Raw genomic sequence first — 2407 nt, 5'->3', positions numbered from 1 at the left:
CTCCCGCCCCGAGGCCCCGCCCGCGCCGCTCCCCGAGGCTTTGCCCGCCGGACTGTTCCTGACATGCCGTCAGTTCAGTAATCTGACTACGCGTCAGTTACGTTGGCCGACGAGCAGGAGCGGGCTGAGACATGCTTGGATCTACCCACGGCACCCTGACCACCGATCTCCGCGCCCGCGTCGTGGCCTGCGGCGAGGTTCCGCACGCAGCCGTCCACGACACGGCGACCCCCACCGCCACCTCGGCCGGCGACCTCGACGTCAGCGGCCGGCCCCTGTACGCGGACGTCCCCGACCTCGACCGGTTCTTCCGGCCCGAGTCGGTGGCCGTCGTCGGCGCCTCCGACGCCGAGGGCAGGCCCAACACCGGGATCACCCGGCAGCTGATCGCCTGGGCCGAGCGGGTCGGCACCCGGCTGCACCCCGTCCACCCCACCCGCGCGTCCGTCTTCGGGCTGCCCTGCGTCCCCTCCGTCCGCGACCTGCCCGAACAGGTCGACCTGGCCGTACTGCTGGTCGCCGATCCGGTCCCGGTGATCGCGGAACTGGGCGAGGCCAAGGTCAGGTTCGCCGTCGCCTTCGCGTCCGGCTTCGCCGAGACGGGCGAGGCGGGCGCCGTCGCCCAGACGCGGCTGGCCGTCGCGGTCGAGCGGTCCGGCGTACGGCTGCTCGGGCCGAACACCAACCTCAACGCCTTCGAGCGGTTCCGCGACGACCTCGAAGGGCCCGCCATCGCCCTGATCACCCAGTCCGGCCACCAGGGCCGGCCCGTCCACGCCCTCCAGGACCTCGGCATCCGCCTCTCCCACTGGGCGCCCACCGGCAACGAGGCCGACCTGGAGACCGCCGACTTCATCTCGTACTTCGCCCAGCGGCCCGAGGTCGGCGCCATCGCCTGCTACGTCGAGGGCCTCAAGGACGGCCGCTCCTTCCTGCTCGCCGCCGACCGGGCCGCACGGGCGGGCGTGCCGGTCGTCGCGGTCAAGGTGGGCCGCACGGAACGGGGCGCCCGTACCGCCGCCTCGCACACCGGCAAGCTGACCGGCGCGGACGACGTGGTGGACGCCGCGATGCGGCAGTTCGGCGTGATCCGGGTGGACGGCCTCGACGAACTCCAGGACACGGCGGCCCTGCTGGCCAGGGCGCGCAAGCCGGTGTCCGACGGCGTCGTCGTCTACTCGATCTCGGGTGGTACGGGCGCGCACTTCGCGGACCTGGCGACGGCGGCGGGGCTGCGGCTGCCGGAGCTCTCGGCGGCCCGGCAGGCCGAGCTGCACACGTGGATACCGGAGTACCTGAGCGTCGCCAACCCCGTCGACAACGGCGGCCACCCGGTCGGCGACTGGCGCGGCCGCAAGATCATCGACGCCGTCCTGGCCGACCCGGCGGTGGGCGTCCTGGTCTGCCCGATCACCGGCCCGTTCCCCCCGATGAGCGACAGGCTCGCCCAGGACCTGGCCGACGCCGCCGAGGCGACGGACAAGCTGGTGTGCGTCGTGTGGGGCTCGCCGGTGGGCACGGAGGCGGCGTACCGCGAGACACTGCTCGGCTCGTCGCGCGTCGCCACCTTCCGCACGTTCGGCAACTGCGTCTCCGCCGTGCGCGCCTACCTGGCCCACCACCGCTTCACCTCCTCCTACCGCTCCCCCTTCGACGAGGCGCCCCGCACACCGTCCCCCTCCTTCCGCAAGGCGCAGGCCCTGATGCGCCCCGGCGAGCAGCTGAGCGAGCACGCGGCGAAACAACTGCTGCGGGCGTACGGCATCCGCGTGCCGCGCGAGCAGCTGGTGACCAGCGCGGCGGCGGCCGTCCGGGCGGCGGGCCTCGTCGGCTACCCGGTGGTGATGAAGGCGTCCGGGCCCCGCCTCGCGCACAAGAGCGAGCTGGGCCTGGTCAAGGTCGGCCTGACCTCCGCCAGTCAGATCCGCGACGCGTACCGCGAGCTGACGGACATCGCGCGGTACGAGGGGATCGAGCTGGACGGCGTCCTGGTGTGCCAGATGGTGGAGCGGGGCGTCGAGATGATGGTCGGCGTCACGCACGACGCGCTGTTCGGCCCGACGGTGACGGTGGGGCTCGGCGGCGTCCTGGTGGAGGTGCTCCGCGACGCGACGGTCCGCGTACCCCCGTTCGGCGAGGACCAGGCCCGCACCATGCTCACCGAACTGCGCGGCCACGCCCTGCTGGAGGGCGTACGGGGGGCGCCGGCGGCTGATGTGGACGCGCTGGTGGAGGTGGTCCTGCGGGTCCAGCGCATGGCCCTGGAACTGGGCGACAGCCTCTCGGAGCTGGACATCAACCCCCTGATGGTCCTCCCGCGCGGCCAGGGGGCGGTGGCACTGGACGCGCTCGCGGTGTGCCGCTGAGCCGCCCACCGCAGCGGAGCGCCGACCGGCCCTCCGTCCCC

The 2407-nt window shown here is 73.7% G+C and carries 1 protein-coding gene; it reads left to right on the top strand.

What is annotated here, in order from left to right:
• Positions 1-131: 131 nt before the first annotated feature.
• The gene (locus E2E34_RS33410; protein WP_138905583.1) at positions 132-2366 is read left to right on the top strand and encodes an acetate--CoA ligase family protein; all 2235 of its coding nucleotides are present in this window, start codon (positions 132-134) and stop codon (positions 2364-2366) included.
• Positions 2367-2407 lie beyond the last annotated feature (41 nt).

This window comes from Streptomyces albidochromogenes (genome assembly GCF_005981925.1).
Classification (GTDB): Bacteria; Actinomycetota; Actinomycetes; order Streptomycetales; family Streptomycetaceae; genus Streptomyces; species Streptomyces albidochromogenes.
The sequence above is the reverse complement of the archived record's forward strand: the minus strand, read 5'-3'. Positions and strand labels throughout refer to the sequence as shown.

Coding starts and splice junctions, on each gene's coding strand:
- E2E34_RS33410 (WP_138905583.1), top strand. CDS start 132: ATGCTTGGATCTACCCACGGCACCCTGACCACCGATCTCCGCGCCCGC.